Here is an 18,077-nt window from a genome sequence, read left to right as displayed (position 1 = left end):
GGGGGCAAGGCCGGATTCATGCCGTCACAGGTCGCGAAGGGTCGGCCGAGCACGCCCGCGCCTTCGCGGGGGCGCAGGCGACCGGGCGGGTCAGCCGGCGATGAAGACGTCCTTGACGGCGCTCTTGCGGAGGTCTTCGAGGAGATCGATCTGCGCCTGGGCGCGGTCGTGGAGTTTCTCCAGCTCGGCCGCGTCCAGCTCCGGCGTCCGGTCGGCGAGGGTGAGCAGCGTGCGCCATCCGGCGGCCTTGCCCTCGACGGCCAGCCGCAGGAACTCGTACTCCACCAGGTCGGTCAGCGGGGAACGCTCCCTGAGGCGGCCGTTGAGCTTGAGCCGTCCCGCCATCTCGGCCACGGACACCGCGATGCTCTTGTAGTGGCGGACGGGGACGCCGAGCGACGCCATGACGGACAGCAGCGCTCCCCGGTCGGCGGCGATCTCGTCCGCCAGCCGCCGCAGCCGCTCCTCCTCGGGCCTGCCCTGGTGCGCCTGGGCGAGCGCGCGAGAGCGTCCCACTCCGGCCGCCGCGCCCGCGAGATGGTCGTTCAGATAGATCGCCAGGAATGGTCCGGCCGTCTTCTCCATGCGGGTCCTTCCGGCCGCCCGGAGGGGCGGCCCTGCACGTCAGGTGAGGGGAGGTCGGTCGTCGATGAAGCTCGCGGTACCCAGCGGGCGGACGGGTACTCCCCCCGCCGTCTCCAGTTCGGCCGCCGGTCCGCGGCGACGGATACCCCCGCGTCCGGAGTGGGCAAAAACCGGTCAATGCGCGCTTGTGCCGGTGAACGCCCGGGTACGGCCCGACCGACCAAGGGGGGAAAATGATCAAGACACTGCACAAGCGGGGCCTGAAGTCGCACCACATGTACACGGCCGGACTCGGCTCGATCGCCCTGGCGTTCGCGTCGTGGGCGCTCTCCAACCAGCTGGAGGAGAGGGGCATGGACCGCGCCGACCGCTGGGGCATCTTCGTCGGCGAATGGGCCCCGACCTTCTTCGCCATCGGCGTCGCCATGCGCCTGGAGGAGATGCGCGAGGAGAGCACGGAGATCCCGATGCAGCGCGGCGAGATGGACGAGAGAGTCGGAGGCCGCGCGTCCCACGCGATGCGCTAGCGCCCGCGCGGTGACCGGCGGCCGCAGGCCGCCGGTGCGGCCGGGCGCGGTCCAGGCTGTCTCGAAGTGGCCTCGGCCGCGCGCGCGAACGCGTGACCTGGCCGGTGAAGTGGGCCGGGGTATTGCAGCACAGCCTCGATCCCGAGCCCCGCGGGGGCGGGCTCTGGGACGATGGACCGCATGATCGAACGCACCGGCCCGCGGTTGGCCGAGGAGGAGCTGCTTCCTCCGGCGGAATGGGGGCGCGGGCGGGGCGCGGCGCCCGGCGCCCGTGCGGCCTGGGCGTTCGGCGCGCTGGCGGCGGCGCTCGTGCTCGGCCGGGCGTGGGCGGCGCCGCACATCGGCGCGCGGGCCCTGGACGCATGGGCGACGATCTTCGTGGCGGTGTGCGTGCAGGCGCTGCCGTTCCTGGTGTTCGGCGTCGCGCTGTCGGCCGCGATCACCGCGTTCGTCCCGGCCTCGGTGTGGCGGCGGGTGCTGCCGCGCCGGCCGGGCGCGGCGGTGCCGGTCGCGGGCGCGATGGGGGCGGTCCTGCCGGGGTGCGAGTGCGCGTCGGTGCCGGTCGCGGGCGGGCTGATGGCGCGCGGGGTGGCGCCCGCCGCCGCGCTCACGTTCCTGCTCGCCGCCCCGGCCATCAACCCGATCGTGCTGGTCGCCACAGCGGTCGCCTTCCCGGGACGGCCGGAGATGGTGGCGGGACGGTTCGCCGCCTCCCTGCTGGTCGCCGTGCTGGCCGGATGGGCGTGGCTGCTGCTGGGCAGGCGCGAATGGCTCAAGGTGCCGACCCGTCCCCACGCGCACGGGGCGGCCGGACGCCTCGACGCGTTCCGGCAGGCCATGCGGCACGACATCATGCACGCCGGAGGGTTCCTGGTCGTCGGCGCCGCGGCGGCCGCGACCATCAACGCCGCGGTGCCCTCGTCCTGGGTCTCGTCGGCGGCGGGCGATGCCGTGGTGTCGGTCCTGCTCCTGGCGGTGCTGGCCGTCCTGATGTCCATCTGCTCGGAGGCCGACGCGTTCGTGGCGGCCAGCCTGTCGCAGTTCTCCACCACCGCGCGGCTGACGTTCCTGGTGGTCGGCCCGATGGTGGACCTGAAGCTGATCGCCCTCCAGGCGGGGTTCTTCGGCCGGAGCTTCGCGGTCCGGTTCGTCCCGCTGACGTTCTGCCTGGCGGTGGGCGTCAGCGCGCTGGTGGGAGGGCTGGTGTCATGAGCAGGCCCGCCCAGAACCTGCTGCTGGTCCTGCTCGGCGGCGCGATGCTCTGGATCACGCTGGGCAGCGGCGAGTACGTCAACTACGTGCGGCCCGGATTCCGCTATCCGCTGGTGGCCGCGGCGATCGCGCTGGTCGTGCTGGGCGCCGCCGGCCTGCGCCGGGAATGGCGGGACACCGGCGACGACGGGCACGGCGGCGAACACGGCGGCGAACACGGCGGCGAACACGGCGGCGAACACCACGTCGAGCACGGCGGCGGTCATGCGCACGGTCCGGGCGTGGCGTGGCTGCTCTGCGCGCCGGTGCTGGCGATCTTCGTGATCGCGCCGCCCGCGCTCGGCTCGTTCACCGCCGCGCGCGGCGCCGGTCGCGCCGCGCCGCCCCCGCCGTCCCCCGCCGAGGGCTTCGCCCCGCTGCCGAGGACGGGAGCGCCCGCCCCGATGAGCATGGGCGAGTTCATCGGACGCGCCTACCTGGCGCAGACCGGCGACCCCGCCTCGTTCGAGGGGGTCCCGGTGCGGCTGACGGGCTTCGTGACCCCGCCGGCGAAGGGCGAGCGCGGCTGGCGCCTCACCCGGCTGAAGGTCGCGTGCTGCGCGGGCGACGCCATCCCGTTCCCCGTCATCGTGCGGGGCCTGCCGCAACCGCCCGCCGACACGTGGGTGCGCGTCGACGGGGTGTGGGTGCCGCCCGCGACCGGGCGGCGGGCGACCGTCGTCCAGACGCTGCGCGGGCGGTCCCTCCAGCGGATCGGCAGGCCCGGCGACCCCTACGAGTGACCGGGCCCGCCACGGCCGTCACACTCTTTCACCGCACGGCCCACCAGCCCTCCAGGATCCGGGCACGGCGGACGGCCCGCACCCGGGGTTCCGGACGCGGGCCGCCATCATGGGCCCCGGCCGACGGCGGGCTGGGTCTCACCGGCGGGCCGTGTCCTGCGTGCGGGGTCGTTTCAGCAGGTCAGGTTGCTCCCCGCGGGGACGCCGAGGATCTGGGTGAAGCGCTGGTAGGCGTTCACCCGGCTCTGCACCTGGGCCGGATTCCGGCCGTCGCATTCCAGGGCGCCGTTGATGCTGCGGATCGTCTCGCCGAACCCGCGGCCGTTGACCATGGCGCTGTGGCCCGTCATGGTGCCCGGCCCGTTCTGGGTCATCCAGTACCAGAGCCCGGTCCGCCACGAGACCGAGGCGTCCCGTTCCACGAGCCACGGGTTGTTCAGCAGGTCGATGCCGAGGGCGTCGCCCGCCGCCTTGTAGTTGAAGTTCCAGCTCAGCTGGATGGGACCGCGCCCGTAGTAGGCCGCCTGCCCCGCCGGGCACCCGTATGGCTGGCTCGCGTCGCAGTAGTGCGGGTAGTTCCCGGTGTTCTGCTCGACGATGTAGACCAGCCCGCCGGTCTCGTGGTTGACGTTGGCCAGGAAGGCGGCGGCCTCCTGCTTCTTCACCGTGTCGCTTCCGGTGGCGGCGAACGCGGGGAACGCGGCCATGGCCGCGGTCAGACCGCTGTAGCCGTAGAACGAGTTGCGGCTCGGGAACATCTGGTTGAACTGCGACTCGCTCACCACGAACCCGCCCTGGCCGGGCGGATCGCCGGGGTCGGACGACCCGCAGGCTCCCTTGTCGGCCCACACGTCGGCGCGGCCCGGGGTCTCGTTCTGCGTCCACCACTTCGCCGACCAGTTGTGCCCGTTGTAGGACACCGCGGCGCCGCCGGTATAGACGGCGGAGGAGCTCCACGCCGCCGCGCAGGCCGCGGCGGAGGCGGGCGCCGCCGGCAGGACGGCCGACAGCGTCCCCGCCGCGAGCAGGAGCGCACCGGTCAGCCGGGCGCCCGCCGGCAGGGGGACGCGCCGCGCCTTGCGTGCCGGCGTCACTGGACGTTCACGTCGACGCAGGCGTAGAAGGCGTTCGCCGTGTCGGCGATGTTCCAGATCGCCAGCACCTTCTGCCGGCCGGTGACGCCGCCGAGGTTGACCGAGTGCGAGACGGTGGACGGGGGCTGCTGGTTGTTGCCGTCGACCACGGCGACGCGCCTGCCGCCGACGTAGTACTCGTAGTTCGACGTGCGGTGCCGGGCGGTGAACGTCCAGGTGAAGGTCACCGTCTGGCCGACCGTCGTGGCCCTCCAGCCCTTGCCGTCGTCGTCGAGCTCGGCGAACCGCGCGTTGCCTCCGCTGCAGCTGCGCAGGCCCTTCGGGCCCTCGACGCTCTGCGGCTCCCACTGGATGGAGCCGCACTGGACGATGCGCTGCGCGCACTGGGCCTGCCGGCTCATCGGCGCCGACACGTACCCGTGGGCCCAGGCCGAGGTCGCCGGGATCACCACGGCGACGAGGGGAGCGATTCCGATGCCCGCCGTGACGGCGGCGATCCTGCGCGAGCGCTTCGTGCGGGGGGTCTTCTTCGTGCGGGGGGTGGTTTCCATGCGGGGGTCCTCGCGTGATGGGGGTGGTCATGGGACGTCGTCGCGGCAGGGCCTGCCGCCGGGGGAGCAGTCGACGAACGCGGTGGCGGGGCGCGGGGGCGGGGCATGAACACTCCATCGGATAGGAAACTTTCCTATCGGATTTAGCGAACGCTAACCCCGTGCCCGATCGCGGGCAAGAGCCCGCCGGAAACAGCCGGAACGGCGCCGCGGCGGCCCGGCCGGACCAGTGCAGGCAGGGAAGCGAACCACCCGATTCCGGTCGGGAGATTCGGCACATTCCCCGCAACCGGACGCCGGGGGTCGGCGACTTCTGCCAACGGACCGCCGGAAGCCCAGGAAAAGGCGTCGAAGACGGTGAGGTACCGGTCACCGGGACACCCCTTGGAGGCCCGTCCCCGCCCTTCTACGATCGGGCCACCCATTTCTGTCGCCCGACCGGCGGGGACTCCCGCGTCCGGCCGGGACGGCGGCGCCGACAAGGGCCAGGCGCGGGCCCTCGTTAGCGGTCGCCTCGCTGCACGGCGTCCGCTGAGAGGAACACATGGACCGGAGCGCTGATTACGTCGTGGTGGGGGCCGGCAGCGCCGGCTGCGTGCTGGCCAAGCGGCTGGCCGAGTCCGGGGCGAGCGTCGTCCTGGTGGAGGCGGGCGGTCCGGACCGCACGCCGCTGGTCCGCAAGCCGGGGCTGATCGCCGTCTTCCACAACGTCCCGCAGCTGAAGAAGCGGCTGGACTGGGGCTTCTACAGCGCCCCGCAGAAGAACGCGCTCGACCGGAAGATCCCGCAGGTCAGGGGGCGTGTCCTCGGGGGTTCGGGGTCGATCAACGGCATGCTGTTCGTGCGCGGCCACCGCAGGAACTACGACGACTGGGCCGCCGAGGGCTGCACCGGATGGGGCTTCGACGACGTCCTCGACAGCTACCGGCGGTTGGAGAACTGGGAGGACGGGGCTTCCGACCTGCGTGGTTCAGGTGGCCCCATCCAGGTGACGCGGCAGCGTGACCTCACTCCCGCCTCCGAAGCGTTCATCGAGGCGGTCGTCCAGACGGCGGGCGTCAAGCGCAACGACGACTACAACGGCGCCGAGCAGGAGGGCGTGGGGGTCTTCCAGCAGAGCGTCGCGGACGGCCTGCGCTACAGCTCGTCCGTCGGCTACCTGGACGACCACGGCCTGGCGAACCTGACGGTCCTGACGAACGTGACCGTGCGGCGGGTCGTGATCGAGAAGGGGCGGGCCACGGGCGTCGAGGTCGCCGGCAAGAAGGGCACCGCGACGATCCGGGCGTCCCGGGAGGTCGTCCTCTCGGCGGGGGCGTTCGGCTCCCCGCACCTGCTGATGCTGTCCGGCGTCGGCCCGGCCGCCCACCTGAAGGACCACGGCATCGAGGTGCGCGCCGACCTTCCCGTAGGCGACAACCTGCACGACCACATGTTCGTGCCGATGACGTTCGTCATGGACACGGCCCGCCACAAGGGCACCGCGCCCTACTTCGCCAGGGGCGTCGCCAAGGAGTGGACGCGGGGCGGGACGTGGGTGGCCCGCAGCGTGTTCGAGGCGGTCGGCTTCGTCCGCAGCGGGCAGGCGGGCGACATCCCCGACATCCAGTTGCACGCGTTGCCGTGGTCGTACCCGTTCCCGAACCAGGACGCGCCGGTGCGGCACGCCGTCGACAAGCGCTCCGCGCTCACGATCATGCCGACGCTGATCTACCCGAAGAGCCGCGGCACGCTCCGGCTGGGCTCGGCGGACCCGTCCGCCGCGCCGGTCATCGACCCCGGCTACCTCACCGAGCCCGACGACGCCCGGCTGCTGCTGGACGGCATGGAGCTCGTCCGCGAGGTCATGGCGAACCAGGCCATCGCCGGGGACGTCAAGGAGGAGCTCTCCCCCGGGCCGCGGTACGCCGACCGGGAGGCGCTGGCCAGGGAGCTGCCGAACCGCGCCACGACCGTCTACCACCCGGTGGGGTCGTGCCGGATGGGCGCCGACGAGCGGGCCGTCGTCGACCCCGGGCTGCGCGTGCGGGGCGTCGAGGGCCTCCGCGTGGCGGACGCGTCGATCATGCCGAGCATCATCGGCGGCAACACCAACGCCCCCAGCATGATGATCGGCGAGCACGCCGCGAAGCTGATCCTCGACGCGGGCTGACCCCCCGGCGAGCCGGAGGCGTTCCCGTCCTGGACCGGCGGTTCAGGACGGGAAGGCCATGACCCAGCGGCGCTGCCAGGGGGTTTCGACGGCGCGGGGATGATGGTGCTGACGCGTCCAGGCGACGGCCTCGGACGGGGCCGTCCCGGACAGGACGGCCAGGCACGCGATGACCGTTCCGGTGCGGCCGACGCCGCCTCCGCAGGCGACCTCGACGGCGGCGCCGGAGCGGGCCCGTTCGTGCAGGGCGCGGATCTGCCGCACGGCCTCGTCCCGGTCGCGGGGCAGCAGGAAGTCCGGCCAGTCGATCCATGCGGACGGCCAGTCCAGCTCCGGCGCGTGCCTGCGGCGGAGGCGGCCGGACCCCAGGTAGAGCCCGAAGTCGGGCACGGGCCCGCCGGGGAGCGGTCGCCGCAGGCCGCGCCCGCGGATCAGGGTCCCGTCGGGAAGCCGGATCGCACCGTCGAGCGTCATCGGGTCACCGCCCGGCGGCGCGCGCGGTGGTTGGCGACGTTGACCCTGTTCCCGCACACCTCGGGCATGCAGTAGCGGCGGCGCCCGGCGCGGCTGGCGTCGGCGAACACTCCGCCGCAGCCGGGGGCGGCGCACGCGCGGAAACGGCCGTGGCCGAGCGCCCTGAGGAGGCCGAGCAGCGAGACGCCGACGACGGCGGCCAGTTCGGCGACGAGGGACGCGTCCCGCGCCGTCGGGACGTGCCACTGCCACCGGCCGGAGGGGTCGCGGCGCAGCACCGGCGCGAGCCCGACGTGCCCGGCCAGCATCGCCGCGCGCTCCACCGCCTCGTCCTCCGTCCCGGACTCCAGCACGGCCCGCACCTCGCGGCGCAGGAAGCGGACCTTCTCCACGTCCTCCGCGCTCGGTGCCCCGGCCCCGCCGGCGGCGGGCTCAAGGGGCACCACGTCATAGGCGGCGAAATCGTATCCGGAGAGCAGCGCGGCCAGGTCGCCGGGTCCGGAGAGCGCCTCGGCCTCCCGCACGTCCGGCGACGTGGCGACCAGGTCGTTCGCGACCTCGACGCCCGCCGCGTAGTCGGCCATCGGAATGAGCACACGTCCTCCCGCACCCGCGTTCAGTAAGGGTTATAGGAGGACTGTAGACCTTACCGAGTCGTGACGTCGAACTGGAGGCCGCCGTTCTCCACGGACACGTCGACGTGCCCGCCGGGGCCCAGGTCGCCGGACAGGAGCAGGTCGGAGAGCCGGTCGTCCACCTCCCGCTGGATCGTGCGGCGCAGCGGACGGGCGCCGAACTCGGGCTGGTAGCCGCGCTCGGCGAGCCAGTCCACGGCCTCGGTGCTGAAGGAGACCGAGACGTCCTGGGCGCGCAGGCGGCGGCGCGTCTCGTCCAGCAGCAGGTCGGTGATCTGGCGGAGCTGGCCCTGTTCCAGCCGCCGGAAGACGATGATCTCGTCGATCCGGTTGAGGAACTCGGGCCGGAACGACTCGCGCAGCCGCCGCATGATCCGGTCGCGCAGCGCGCCGCCGCCGTCGCCGGACGCGCCGAAGCCGATCTCGGTCGTGCCGGTGATCAGTTCCGAGCCGAGGTTGCTCGTCATGATCACGACGGTGTTGCGGAAGTCGACCGTGCGGCCCTGCGCGTCGGTGAGGCGGCCGTCGTCGAGGAGCTGGAGCAGGACGTTGAACACGTCCTGGTGCGCCTTCTCGATCTCGTCCAGCAGGATCACCGAGTACGGCTGGCGCCGGACGGCGTCGGTGAGCTGCCCCGCCTCCTCGTAGCCGACGTATCCGGGCGGAGCGCCCATCAGGCGGCTGACGGTGTGCCGCTCCTGGAACTCGCTCATGTCGAACCGGATCATCCGGTCCTGGCTGCCGAACAGGGCCTCCGCCAGCGCCTTCGCCAGTTCGGTCTTGCCGACGCCGGTCGGGCCGAGGAACAGGAACCCGCCGATCGGCCGGTTCGGATCGCCCATCCCGGCGCGGGACCGCCGCACGGCCCGCGCCACCGCCGCGACCGCCTCCTCCTGCCCGACCACGCGCTGGTGCAGGTGGCCCTCCAGGTCCGCCAGGCGCTCCCGTTCGGCCTGGGTGAGCTGGGTGACGGGGACGCCGGAGATCCGGGAGACCACCTCGGCGATGTCCTCCGTGGTCACCTCCGGGACCGTGGCCGGCGCGCCGTTCCCGCGCGTCTCGGTGAGGTCCTTCTCCAGCCGGGAGACCTCGTCGCGCAGCTCGCAGGCGCGCTCGTAGTCCTCGTCCGCGACGGCCTGGTCCTTCTCCCGGCGCCGCTGGTCGAGGCGCTGCTCCAGCTCGCGGCGCCCGCCGTTGCGCGTGCTGCGCAGCCGGACGCGGGCGCCCGCCTGGTCGATGAGGTCGATCGCCTTGTCCGGCAGGAACCGGTCGGTCAGGTAGCGGCTGGACAGGTCGACGGCCGCGACGAGCGCCTCGTCGGTGAAGCGCACCTGGTGGTGCGCCTCGTACCGGTCGCGGAGGCCCCGCAGGATCTCGACGCTGTCGTCCGCGCTCGGCTCCGGCACGAGGATCGGCTGGAAGCGCCGCTCCAGCGCCGCGTCCTTCTCGATGTTGCGGCGGTACTCGTCGATCGTCGTCGCGCCGACCACGTGCAGCTCGCCGCGGGCGAGCGGGGGCTTCAGCATGTTCCCCGCCGACATCGCGCCCTCCGCGCTGCCCGCGCCCACGATCGTGTGGATCTCGTCGATGAACACGACCAGGCCCTCGGCGTGCTCGCGGATCTCGTCCACGAGCTTCTTCAGCCGCTCCTCGAAGTCGCCCCGGTAGCGGGTGCCCGCGACGACGCCGCCCAGGTCGATCTGGACGATGCGCTTGCCGCGCAGCGTCTCGGGGACCTCGTCGTCCACGATCCGCTGGGCCAGCCCCTCGGCGATCGCGGTCTTGCCGACCCCCGGGTCGCCGATCAGCACCGGGTTGTTCTTGGTGCGCCGCGAGAGGACCTCGACCGTCTCCTCGATCTGGTCCTCGCGTCCGATCACCGGGTCGATGCGCCCCTCGCGGGCGAGGGCGGTGAGGTCGCGTCCGAACTCGTCCAGCGTGGGCGTCCCGCTCGGCTGCCCGCCGCCGGCCGGCGGCTGCCCGGAGCCTCCGCCGGACGCCGCCTGCTGCAGCGAGTCGGGCGTGACGTGCTCGTGGTCGAGGATCCGTCCCGCGCTCGACCCGCGGTCCAGCGCCAGCGCGAACAGCAGGTGCTCGGGCCCGATGTAGGACGATCCGAGCGCCCGCGACACCTGGTGCGAGTCGAGCAGCGCCCGCTTGGCGGACGGGGTCAGCTCGGGCGGGACCTCCCGGGGCTCACCGCGCCGCGCGTGGTCCTCGATCTCGTCCCGGATCTTGTCCGGGTCGGCGCCGGCCCGCACCATCCACTGCCGGGTCCCCTGCTGGCGCGTCGCCGCCCACAGCAGGTGATCGGTGTCCAGGTCGTCGCTGCCCCACTGCGCCGCCTGCGCGGCCGCGTCCCGCACGAGTTCCCGCGCGGGCTCGCTCATCAGGCGCGCGATACTGATCCGCTCCATGGGCCGCCGTTGCGCGCGCGACCCGAAGAAGCGGGCGAGCATCTCCTCGAACGGATCCGATCCCCCCGGCCCGTACCATCCCGCGGTCATCTCCGAAAACCCCCCGGTAGTCGAAGGACACGTCATAACAACGGACATCCCCCTGCCCATGGCATGCCCCAGGAAACCCTCACGCCAACCGTCCCGCGGCAAGCGGTCAGGAATCGAGAAGCGCCCTTGACCGGGCCGCGCCTAGCGTGAAGTCAACGGATACCAGCACCGCCGACCGGAGGCAGGCGATGGCACAGAATCAGCAGGTGAAAGCCCGCAGGAGCGGGAAGCCCGGGGCCGTGTCACGCTGGTTGCAGCAGACGATGAACGCCCGCGTCACACGCAAGATCCGGCGCGGCCGCGGGACGTTCATGGGCATGGACGTCCTGGTCCTGAACACGGTGGGCCGCCGGAGCGGGCGGGCGCGCGAGACGCCCGTGTCGTGGTTCCCCGACGGCGACGACGCCTGGCTGGTCGTCGCGTCCGGCGGCGGCGGCCAGGACCCGGACTGGTACGCCAACCTCATGGCGCACCCCGAGCGGGCGACCATCGAGCCCGCCGGCGGCGGCGCGGTGCCGGTGACGCCGCACCGCCTCGACGGCGCCGACCGCGACGAGGCGTGGGAGCGCATCACCGCCGCCCAGCCCCGCTACGCGAAGTACCAGAGCAAGTCGGACCGCCAGTACCCCATCGTCCGCCTCACCCGCCGCTGACCCGCCGGGCGGGGCGGGTCAGCCAGGCGGCCACCGGCCTTCGGCGGGCGTCACCTGAGTTGTTCGGCCAGGGCGACGATGATGCCCGCCGGGCCGCGGAGATAGCAGAGCAGGAAGAGGTCCTCGAACCGGTCGATCTCGCCGATGAGTTCGCCGCCGTGGGCGCGCAGGCGGTCGACGGTGTCCCTGATCTCGTCCACGGCGAACATGACGCGGCGCAGGCCGAGCGTGTTCGGGGGCGCCTCCTCCTCCCGTCCGATCGGCTCCGGCGCGTGGAACTTCGTCAGCTCGACGGCGCCATGGCCGTCCGGGGTCCGCATCATCACGATCTCGACCTCGACGCCGTCGAGCCCGACGACATGGTCCACCCACTGCCCCTGGACCGGCATTCTTCCTCCCGCCTCCATGCCGAGTTCGGCGAAGAACGCGACGGCGGCGTCGAGGTCGTCGACGACGATGCCGATGTGGTCCATCCGTTGAAGCGTCATGCGCCGTTCTCCTCGAAGAGTCCGCGGCCGGCGGCTCCGGCCGTTCCGGGTTTCCCCGGCACTGTTTCGTTGGCAACACCAACGAGATTCCGTATATAGTTGGCGTCACCAATGTTGGCTATACCAACGAAAGAGGAGCCATGTCCACGAGCGCCGCGGTCGCCGACCGCATCGAGATCGCCGACCTCTTCAGCCGCTTCGCGCGGCTGCTCGACGAGGCGCGGCACGAGGACGCGGACACCGTCTTCACCGACGACGTCGCCGTGCGCTCGCCGCGCGGGGGCGAGATGCGCGGCATCGGCACGATCGCCGACTTCCTCAGGCGGTCCCCCGTCGAAGGGGAGCACACCCAGCACACGACCACCGACCTGCTGGCGGACGTCGACGGCGACCGGGCGTCCGTCTCGGCGAACTCGCTGGTGCACTACTACCGCGACGGCCGGGCGCCCCACCAGACGACCGGCATGCGGATCGCCGGCACCGTCGCGCGCACGCCGGAGGGCTGGCGCTTCAGCGAGGTGGAGATCATGCTCGCCTGGCTGCGGAGGGACTGACCGCCGCGCCGCCCCGGCGGCCCCGGCCGCGGACGTCACGGCCCGTGGCCGGGGGTCGCGCCCACCCAGCGGCGATGAGCGTCCAGGTCGACGTTGCCGCCGCACACGATGGTGACGACGTGCCGGTCGGCGTAGCGGTCGCGGTCTTCGAGGATCGCCGCGACGCCGAGCGCGGCCGACGGCTCGACCACGAGACCGGCATGCTCGAAGAGCCCCCGCATTCCGGCGACGATCGACGCCTCCTCGACCAGGACGGCGTCGTCGGCGACCAGGAGGAGGTCGTCCAGGACGTCCGGAATGGGACGCCGTCCCGCGACGCCGTCGGCGATGGTGTCGGTCGACTCGGTCGTGACGACGCGCCGCCGGTGCCAGGAACGCGTCATCGCCGGCGCGCCCGCCGGCTGGACGCAGATCACCTCGACCCCGGGCGCGAGCGTCCTGAGCACGTGTCCGACGCCGGTGGCCATCGCCCCGCCGCCGAGAGCGATCAGAACGGCGTCGAACGGCGGCGCGGCCTCCACCAGTTCCAGGCCGATGGTCGCCGCGCCCTCGCAGGTCTCGATGTCCAGGCTGTCCTCGACCAGCCGGACGCCGTCGTGCCGCGCGATGGCCGCCGCCCGCTCGCGCGCCGTGTCGAAGTCGCCGTCCACCAGCTCCAGCCGCGCGTCCAGCGCGCGGATGCGGTCGAGCTTGGCCGCGGGCGCGAAGCGGGAGGCCACGACGGTCACGTCGAGGCCCCGGGCGCGCCCGGACCAGGCGAGGGCCTGGCCGAGGTTGCCCGCGCTGGCGCACACCGCCGCGCGCGGACCGTTCTCGTCGAGCAGGGCGGCGACGAGCTCGGTGCCGCGGCCCTTGAAGCTGCGGACCGGGTTCGCCGTCTCCAGCTTGACGGTCACCGCGCACCCGAGGTCGGCCTCCAGCGCCTCGCAGCGGTACTGGGGGCTGTCGAGGAAGACCGGGTCGATCACCCGGCGGGCCGCCCGGATCCGGGCGGTGTCGAGCCGCGTCTCCGGCGGAGGGCTCACAGGCAGGACCCGCCCGTCGCGTCGATCACCCGTCCGGTCACCCAGCGCGCGTCGTCGGAGGCGAGGAAGGCCACGACGTCGGCCACGTCCTCGGGCCGTCCGACCCTGCCGAGCGCGGCCAGCGACGCCGCGCGGGCCTCGGCCTGCGGATCGCCGCGCAGCCAGCCCGCGTTGACGTCGGTGTCGATGATGCCGGGCGCGACCGAGTTCGCCGTGATGCCCCGGGGGCCCAGTTCCTTGGCGAGGTTGAGGGTGAAGTTGTCGAGCGCGCCCTTGGTGGCGCCATAGGCCATGATCTCCGGCATGGCGATGCGGGACACGCCGCTGGAGATGTTGATGATCCGGCCCCCGTCGCGCAGCCGCGGCAGCCCCTGCTGCACGATGAAGAACGGTGCGCGGACGTTCACGGCGAAGACCTCGTCGAACTCCCGCTCGGTCAGCGAGGCCAGGTCCGAGCTGCGGCCGATGCCGGCGTTGTTGACGATGATGTCGACGCCCCCGCCCGGCGCGTGCTCAGCCGCCTGGGCGTCGAAGGCCCCCCACAGCCGGGCCGCGTCGCCGTGGCGTCCCAGCTCCTCCCGCATGGCGAAGGCCCGGCCGCCGTCCTTGCGGATGCGCTCGACCACCTCGTTCGCGGCCGCCTCGTCGCGGGCGTAGGCGACGGCGACGGCCGCTCCGTCCCGGCCGAGGCGTTGCGCGATGGCCCGTCCGATGCCGCGGCTCCCACCGGTGACCAGCGCGACCTTGCCCTCAAGAGCGCGTGCGTCCATGGTCGCGAACCCCTCTCCACATTCTTGAGCGATGACTCAAAAAAGAAGGTAGCACGACTTATTGAGCGTTCGCTCTAGAATGTGGGGGTGAGCGACACACGGGTGAAGCGAGGGCGGCCGAGGGCGTTCGACCGCGACGCGGCGCTGACCGCGGCCACACGGCTGTTCTGGGAGCGCGGTTACGAGGCCACCTCCGTCGGCGAGCTGACCGAGGCGATGGGCATCAGGCCCGGCAGCCTCTACGCGGCCTTCGGCGACAAGAAGTCGCTGTTCAAGGAGGTGGTGCACAGCTACGGGCGATCCCCCGCGGGCGCCTTCATGGGCGTCGCCCTCGACGAGGAGCCCACCGCGTACGGCGCCTTCGCCCGGATCCTGCGCGAGGCGGCCGCCAACTACGCCGACCCGTCCCACCCGGCCGGCTGCCTGACGATCAGCGCGGCCACCAACGTCACCCCGCAGGACGCCGAGGTGGCGGCCTTCCTGCGCGATCTGCGGAACAGGAACCTGGAGGTCTTCCGGTCCCGCCTCCAGGCGGCCCGGCAGGCCGGCGAGCTGCCCGCCGCGACGGATCCCCGCGCCCTGGCCTCGTACTTCGCCGCCGTCATCCAGGGCATGTCGCAGCGCGCCTGCGACGGAGCCTCAGCGGCCGAGCTGACCGAGATCGCCGAACTGGCCCTCGCCGCCTGGCCCACGCCACAGGGCCGCTGACCCCCGCCCGGCCGGAGCGGCGGTCGCTCAGGCGGAGTCGGGCGGACGCCGCACGACGGCGGTTCCGGCGTCGAGATCGACGCGGCTTCGCGGGGGCGCGCCGTCGTTCTCCTCGTCCCGCAGCATCAGGGAGGAACGGCGCTGCTCCTGCTGGTGGCGGTGCGTGCCGTGGAAGAAGGCGTCGAGTTCTCCTACGGCGATCGCCGAGATCGGCCGGCCCACCTCGTCCCTTCTCCAGGGCAGGCGGAACCTGCGGTGCGCCCACAGGCCCGCGCGATCGAGGGCGGCGAAGGCGACCAGTCCGAGAACGAGTCCGGGGATCGTCATGAAGCCGATGAGTGCCACGTTCCTCCAACGATCCCGCCTCCACGGCGGTTGCGATCTCCGGCCACCGCGATGGCGGCGCGGTGGTGTAGGTGACATACGGACCTTGACTACCTACCTTGCCGATCCTCATAGTAGGCGGCATGAACCTGAACACCACCTACATTGACGGCGCCGCGAGCGCCGCGCGGTCGCTGACGCGTGCCGGGCTCTGGGATCTGGCGCTGGAATCACCGGCGGCCGAGACGGTGGCGCTCCGGGCGGAGGTTCTGACGGACAGGTTCTTCTGGCGGCTCGACAAGGCGGCCGAGGCCGAGGACGCCGTCGCCGCGCTGTCCCAGGACGATCCTGCGCTCGGGGGTTTCTACGACGCGCAGCTCGCCTACACCCGCCTGCTCTTCGAGCTCGACGCCCGCCCCGACGACGAGGCGCGGGCGCGTGCCGGGTTCTCCGCCTCGCTGGAGGACGAACGCGTCACGAGCTGGGCGACGTTCTGGACGGGCATCGTCATCGAGAAGTTCGACGACGACTCGGAACGGGCGAAGGCGCGCTACACCGAGGCCCTCGATTTCGCGCTGAAGGACGCGGATCTCCTGCTGGAGTCCTACGCGATCCGGCACCTGGGGGCCCTGGCCCTGGAGGAGGGCGACGGCACCGGGCTCGACCAGCTGCGCAGGTCGTACCACCTGCGCGCCGCGCTCGGCGCACGTCCCCAGACCGCGGCAGCGGCGGCCGCGTACGCCTCCGAGCTTCCCCCGGGCGCCGAGGCCGACCAGCTGAACGAGCTGGCAGCGCGGACGGCCCGCGAGCTCCGGCTCACGTGGCTGGCCCCGAGCCAGTGAAGGCGTCCGGCGGCGGGCTCACGGAGCCTTCGCCGCGGCTCTCAGAGGTCTTCGCCGCCCTCGGGGGATTCGTCCGTCTTGCGTTCGACGCCTCGTTGCATCGCCTCAAGGAAGACCTTGGCGACGATGCCCAGGAAGGCCAGGTCGCCGAGCATCTGGACGGCCGTCAGGGCGCGGGCCGTCTGCGAGACGGGGACGATGTCGCTGAAACCGACCGAAGTGAAGATCGTGATGGTGAAGAACAGGGCGTCGATGTGCGTCAGCGGCTCGGAGAATCCGGGCGGGGTGTCGTGGCTCATGAGGCGGTAGCTGGAGGCGAACACCAGAAGGAACAGCGCGACGGTCGTCCCGAGGGCCTCGACGGCGCGGAGCCTCGGGGAGCGCGAGCGCGCGATCGACCTCGCCTGCCACGCGACGAGCACTCCCAGGGAGAGCAGCGCCGTGGTCAGCACCACGCCCGTCACCACCGTGAACGACCTGTTCAACGGGGCCGTGAAGTAGACGGCGATCAGGGCCACCGTGATCAGCGTCATGCGCACCGCCACCCGGGCCAGGGGCCGGAAGCGGGCTCTTCGCGATCGCGTGGTCACTCTCCGTCCATGCCCAGGACCGGCGCCCCTGAGCCCTCCGGCGGGCCGGGAGGCGACCGCCCCGGAGGCGGCGGGCGCCTCCGGGCGGCCGTGGCTCCCTAGATGAGGCCCTGGGCGAGCATCGCGTCGGCCACGCGCTCGAAGCCGGCGATGTTGGCGCCGACCACGTAGTCGCCGGGGGCGCCGTACCGGTCGGCGGTCTCGTAGCAGGTGTCGTGGATGCTCGTCATGATGGCCAGCAGCTCCTCCTCCACCTGAGAGAAGCGCCAGGAGGAACGGCTCGCGTTCTGCCGCATCTCCAGTGCGCTCACCGCGACGCCGCCCGCGTTGGCGGCCTTGCCGGGACCGAAGGCGACGCCCGCCTCCTGGAGGACGCGCACGGCGTCGGGGGTGGTCGGCATGTTGGCGCCCTCCGACACGGCCTTCACGCCGTTGCGGACGAGGATCGCGGCGGCGTCGGCGTCGAGCTCGTTCTGCGTCGCCGACGGCAGCGCGATGTCGGCGGGGACGTCCCACACCCGGCCGCCCGGGACGAACCGGGCGGAGGAGCCGCGCAGGTCGGCGTAGTCGGAGACGCGGCCCCGGTCGACCTCCTTCACCTGCTTGATCAGGTCGAGGTCGATGCCCTTCTCGTCCACGACGTAGCCGCCGGAGTCGGAGACGGTGATGACGTTGGCGCCGAGCTGCTGCGCCTTCTCGATCGTGTAGATCGCGACGTTGCCGGAGCCGGAGACGACGATCTGCTGGCCGTCCAGGTCCTCGCCGCGGCGGCGCAGCATCTCGGCCGTGAACATCACGTTGCCGTAGCCGGTCGCCTCGGTCCGGACCGCGGAGCCGCCCCACAGCATGCCCTTGCCGGTCAGCATCCCGGCCTCCCACCGGTTCGTGACGCGGCGGTACTGGCCGAACAGGTAGCCGATCTCGCGGGCGCCGACGCCGATGTCACCGGCCGGGACGTCGGTGTGCTCGCCGACGTGGCGGTGCAGCTCGGTCATGAACGACTGGCAGAAGCGCATGACCTCCGCGTCGGAGCGTCCGTGCGGGTCGAAGTCGCTGCCGCCCTTGCCGCCGCCGATGCCGAGCCCGGTGAGCGCGTTCTTGAAGATCTGCTCGAAGCCGAGGAACTTGACGATGCCGAGGTTCACCGTGGGGTGGAAGCGGAGCCCGCCCTTGTACGGCCCGAGCGCGCCGTTGTACTCGACGCGGAAGCCGCGGTTGACGTGGATCTCGCCGTTGTCGTCCTGCCACGGGACGCGGAACATGATCTGGCGCTCCGGCTCGATCACCCGCTCGACCAGCTTGGCGGTGGCGAGGCCCGGCCGGGCGGCCAGCACCGGGCCGAGCGACTCCAGCACCTCGTGCACGGCCTGGTGGAACTCGGCCTCGCCGGGATCGCGGCGCAGCACCCCCGCGTAGGTCTCCTCCAGGACGGCCATGGTCTCGGGCGGGGCCGGCAGGCGTGAGGCGAGGGGCATGGTGAGGATCCTTCCTTGAGACCCCCTCACTCTAGAACCCGTCCCGGGCTGCACCGGGACGCCCCGCCGCAGCACCCCTCGCCGCCGGCGCCGGGGCCGCGTCCCGCCTGGCAGGGGACGCGGCCCGGC

At 72.7% G+C, this 18,077-nt stretch carries 20 protein-coding genes; 8 read left to right on the top strand and 12 right to left on the bottom strand.

The window, feature by feature from the left end; translation table 11 throughout:
* Positions 1 to 90 precede the first annotated feature (90 nt).
* Entirely contained in the window at positions 91 to 585 is a 495-nt protein-coding gene (locus AB0C69_RS19600) for a hypothetical protein (RefSeq protein WP_360355334.1), read from the bottom strand.
* A 233-nt stretch (positions 586 to 818) separates the two neighbouring features.
* Between AB0C69_RS19600 and AB0C69_RS19595 the strand changes: the two genes are divergently transcribed.
* The 3 genes from AB0C69_RS19595 to AB0C69_RS19585 all read left to right on the top strand — a co-directional run bounded on the left by AB0C69_RS19595 (position 819) and on the right by AB0C69_RS19585 (position 3,106).
* The gene (locus AB0C69_RS19595) at positions 819 to 1,112 is read left to right on the top strand and encodes a hypothetical protein (RefSeq protein WP_345185404.1); all 294 of its coding nucleotides are present in this window, start codon (positions 819 to 821) and stop codon (positions 1,110 to 1,112) included.
* A gap of 171 nt (positions 1,113 to 1,283) precedes the next feature.
* The gene (locus tag AB0C69_RS19590) at positions 1,284 to 2,324 is read left to right on the top strand and encodes a permease (protein WP_360355331.1); all 1,041 of its coding nucleotides are present in this window, start codon (positions 1,284 to 1,286) and stop codon (positions 2,322 to 2,324) included.
* Positions 2,321 to 3,106, top strand: a complete 786-nt coding sequence (locus tag AB0C69_RS19585) for a TIGR03943 family protein (protein WP_360355328.1) — start codon at positions 2,321 to 2,323, stop codon at positions 3,104 to 3,106. Before AB0C69_RS19590 ends, AB0C69_RS19585 begins: the two co-directional genes overlap by 4 nt.
* A gap of 173 nt (positions 3,107 to 3,279) precedes the next feature.
* Here the strand turns inward: AB0C69_RS19585 and AB0C69_RS19580 are convergent, their stop codons facing one another.
* Together AB0C69_RS19580 and AB0C69_RS19575 are read right to left on the bottom strand one after the other, a co-directional pair.
* On the bottom strand, positions 3,280 to 4,200 hold the full coding sequence (locus tag AB0C69_RS19580; RefSeq protein WP_360355325.1) for a glycoside hydrolase family 19 protein: 921 nt from the start codon (positions 4,198 to 4,200) through the stop codon (positions 3,280 to 3,282).
* Positions 4,197 to 4,751, bottom strand: a complete 555-nt coding sequence (locus AB0C69_RS19575) for a lytic polysaccharide monooxygenase auxiliary activity family 9 protein (RefSeq protein WP_360355322.1) — start codon at positions 4,749 to 4,751, stop codon at positions 4,197 to 4,199. Before AB0C69_RS19575 ends, AB0C69_RS19580 begins: the two co-directional genes overlap by 4 nt.
* Before the next feature lie 544 nt (positions 4,752 to 5,295).
* On the opposite strand from AB0C69_RS19575, the gene AB0C69_RS19570 reads away from it, so the two are divergent.
* Positions 5,296 to 6,903, top strand: a complete 1,608-nt coding sequence (locus tag AB0C69_RS19570) for an FAD-dependent oxidoreductase (protein ID WP_360355319.1) — start codon at positions 5,296 to 5,298, stop codon at positions 6,901 to 6,903.
* Positions 6,904 to 6,945: 42 nt separating this feature from the next.
* On the opposite strand, the gene AB0C69_RS19565 is transcribed toward AB0C69_RS19570, so the two are convergent.
* From AB0C69_RS19565 to AB0C69_RS19555, 3 genes are read right to left on the bottom strand one after another with little or no spacing between them, the layout of a single operon-like run.
* A complete protein-coding gene (locus AB0C69_RS19565) occupies positions 6,946 to 7,377 on the bottom strand; it encodes a protein-tyrosine phosphatase family protein (protein ID WP_360355316.1) in 432 nt (143 codons plus the stop codon).
* Positions 7,374 to 7,973 (bottom strand): CGNR zinc finger domain-containing protein, encoded by a 600-nt coding sequence (locus AB0C69_RS19560; RefSeq protein WP_360355313.1) that lies wholly within the window; start codon positions 7,971 to 7,973, stop codon positions 7,374 to 7,376. The genes AB0C69_RS19565 and AB0C69_RS19560 overlap by 4 nt, the downstream gene beginning before the upstream one ends.
* A 50-nt stretch (positions 7,974 to 8,023) precedes the next feature.
* A complete protein-coding gene (locus tag AB0C69_RS19555; RefSeq protein WP_360355310.1) occupies positions 8,024 to 10,519 on the bottom strand; it encodes an ATP-dependent Clp protease ATP-binding subunit in 2,496 nt (831 codons plus the stop codon).
* A 239-nt stretch (positions 10,520 to 10,758) separates the two neighbouring features.
* Between AB0C69_RS19555 and AB0C69_RS19550 the strand changes: the two genes are divergently transcribed.
* Positions 10,759 to 11,172 (top strand): nitroreductase family deazaflavin-dependent oxidoreductase, encoded by a 414-nt coding sequence (locus tag AB0C69_RS19550; RefSeq protein ID WP_360355307.1) that lies wholly within the window; start codon positions 10,759 to 10,761, stop codon positions 11,170 to 11,172.
* A gap of 50 nt (positions 11,173 to 11,222) precedes the next feature.
* On the opposite strand, the gene AB0C69_RS19545 is transcribed toward AB0C69_RS19550, so the two are convergent.
* A complete protein-coding gene (locus tag AB0C69_RS19545; RefSeq protein WP_360355337.1) occupies positions 11,223 to 11,645 on the bottom strand; it encodes a VOC family protein in 423 nt (140 codons plus the stop codon).
* A 155-nt stretch (positions 11,646 to 11,800) separates the two neighbouring features.
* On the opposite strand from AB0C69_RS19545, the gene AB0C69_RS19540 reads away from it, so the two are divergent.
* Positions 11,801 to 12,214: a nuclear transport factor 2 family protein gene (locus AB0C69_RS19540; RefSeq protein ID WP_360355304.1), complete on the top strand. Its 414-nt coding sequence runs from the start codon at positions 11,801 to 11,803 to the stop codon at positions 12,212 to 12,214.
* A 35-nt stretch (positions 12,215 to 12,249) separates the two neighbouring features.
* Here AB0C69_RS19540 and AB0C69_RS19535 read toward each other — a convergent pair whose 3' ends face one another.
* Together AB0C69_RS19535 and AB0C69_RS19530 are read right to left on the bottom strand one after the other, a co-directional pair.
* Complete coding sequence (locus tag AB0C69_RS19535; protein WP_360355301.1) at positions 12,250 to 13,239, bottom strand: pyridoxal-phosphate dependent enzyme; 990 nt, start codon at positions 13,237 to 13,239, stop codon at positions 12,250 to 12,252.
* Complete coding sequence (locus AB0C69_RS19530) at positions 13,236 to 14,009, bottom strand: SDR family oxidoreductase (RefSeq protein WP_360355298.1); 774 nt, start codon at positions 14,007 to 14,009, stop codon at positions 13,236 to 13,238. Before AB0C69_RS19530 ends, AB0C69_RS19535 begins: the two co-directional genes overlap by 4 nt.
* A gap of 87 nt (positions 14,010 to 14,096) precedes the next feature.
* Here AB0C69_RS19530 and AB0C69_RS19525 point away from each other — a divergent pair, with 87 nt between their 5' ends.
* Positions 14,097 to 14,717 (top strand): TetR/AcrR family transcriptional regulator, encoded by a 621-nt coding sequence (locus AB0C69_RS19525; protein WP_360355295.1) that lies wholly within the window; start codon positions 14,097 to 14,099, stop codon positions 14,715 to 14,717.
* Positions 14,718 to 14,744: 27 nt separating this feature from the next.
* On the opposite strand, the gene AB0C69_RS19520 is transcribed toward AB0C69_RS19525, so the two are convergent.
* A complete protein-coding gene (locus AB0C69_RS19520) occupies positions 14,745 to 15,062 on the bottom strand; it encodes a DUF6191 domain-containing protein (protein ID WP_360355292.1) in 318 nt (105 codons plus the stop codon).
* A gap of 122 nt (positions 15,063 to 15,184) precedes the next feature.
* Here AB0C69_RS19520 and AB0C69_RS19515 point away from each other — a divergent pair, with 122 nt between their 5' ends.
* Entirely contained in the window at positions 15,185 to 15,883 is a 699-nt protein-coding gene (locus AB0C69_RS19515) for a hypothetical protein (protein WP_360355289.1), read from the top strand.
* A 41-nt stretch (positions 15,884 to 15,924) separates the two neighbouring features.
* On the opposite strand, the gene AB0C69_RS19510 is transcribed toward AB0C69_RS19515, so the two are convergent.
* A complete protein-coding gene (locus tag AB0C69_RS19510; protein WP_360355287.1) occupies positions 15,925 to 16,473 on the bottom strand; it encodes a potassium channel family protein in 549 nt (182 codons plus the stop codon).
* 98 nt (positions 16,474 to 16,571) lie between these two features.
* A complete protein-coding gene (gene gdhA / locus AB0C69_RS19505) occupies positions 16,572 to 17,909 on the bottom strand; it encodes an NADP-specific glutamate dehydrogenase (protein WP_345185531.1) in 1,338 nt (445 codons plus the stop codon).
* Positions 17,910 to 18,077 lie beyond the last annotated feature (168 nt).

Source organism: Actinomadura sp. NPDC048032, from assembly GCF_040653175.1.
GTDB lineage: Bacteria > Actinomycetota > Actinomycetes > Streptosporangiales > Streptosporangiaceae > Spirillospora > Spirillospora verrucosospora.
The sequence above is the reverse complement of the archived record's forward strand: the minus strand, read 5'-3'. Positions and strand labels throughout refer to the sequence as shown.